Raw genomic sequence first — 937 nt, forward strand, 5'->3', positions numbered from 1 at the left:
TAGAGTAGGGAGTACATAAGGCTTTGTAATAAATACATCCTTAATCAATTTTGACCAATCAAAATTAAGCTGTCCTCCCGGACCAACAATTATAAAACTATTGGGATCAAACGATATTGGAGCGATATAATCAGCCAAAGTTAGTTTCTTATATTCATCTAATTTAACATATTCGTTGTGCGCATCTTCAATAAATCGTTGATAGGCTTCTAATGCTCTCGAATACTGCTCAAGTTTTCTGGCTATCTGTGTAGCGGTGCTATTTATGTTGGACTCAAAGCGAATATCCCAGTCAAGTTGCCGAACAGTGCGTTGAAAATCCGATTGGATAGTAGTTACTTTTGATGATGCTGTTTTACAACGACTTCCAATCTGTTCGAGTCCAGAAAATTCAACGTATATTCTTGGCATATTCATTACCCTCCCTTCCTAAGGAGATGTTTTATTTCAGTATTTATTTTTTTTGATTGTATAGGATATCCATGGCTTTAATAAAAGCTTCACGCTCAGGGTTTTCATATCCAGAAAAAATGATGTCATTGATGTCAGAGTGATTGAATAAGAAGTTATTATCTGAACCAACATAACCTTCTGGATAAGGAACACCTAAGTAATCATAGATTTTGTTTTCGCTAGGATTTACTTGCAAAATGCCGATGATTACTAATTTTTTTGTTGCGTCTTTTAATAAGACCACACTTCCAATAGGTAGTAAATTTTTCATGTCTCCTCCGATTATCTTATTTAGTTAGACCAATCCACCAGTTTCCAATCGCTTCGCCACATTTGTTTGCTAAAATTTTGTAGCCCTCAGCAGCTTTTTCAAAGTAACTCATGTCTGCCGTTCCATTGCCACCAGTAGCATTATCTATTGCGCCGAAAATAAGATCATCGAAACCGAGTGTTAAGCTGTGGCTGATTCCATAAATACCAGCCA

At 36.3% G+C, this 937-nt stretch carries 3 protein-coding genes; all 3 read right to left on the reverse strand.

Annotated elements, in window-relative coordinates; all coding sequences use genetic code 11:
• The coding region (locus tag WMO25_RS18395) for a WXG100 family type VII secretion target (RefSeq protein WP_349086699.1) at positions 1-411 on the reverse strand (411 nt) is incomplete at its 3' end.
• Between the two features lie 43 nt (positions 412-454).
• Positions 455-724, reverse strand: coding sequence for a DUF4176 domain-containing protein (locus tag WMO25_RS18400; RefSeq protein ID WP_349086700.1), 270 nt, complete (start codon positions 722-724; stop codon positions 455-457).
• A gap of 16 nt (positions 725-740) precedes the next feature.
• A partial coding sequence (locus WMO25_RS18405; RefSeq protein WP_349086702.1) for a hypothetical protein occupies positions 741-937 on the reverse strand: 197 nt, incomplete at its 5' end.

Source organism: Coprococcus intestinihominis (assembly GCF_040096555.1).
Classification (GTDB): Bacteria; Bacillota; Clostridia; order Lachnospirales; family Lachnospiraceae; genus Coprococcus_A; species Coprococcus_A intestinihominis.

What these genes read in the sequence shown, in the direction of transcription:
- WMO25_RS18400 (WP_349086700.1), bottom strand. Translation starts at nt 724, where the DNA reads ATGAAAAATTTACTACCTATTGGAAGTGTGGTCTTATTAAAAGACGCA.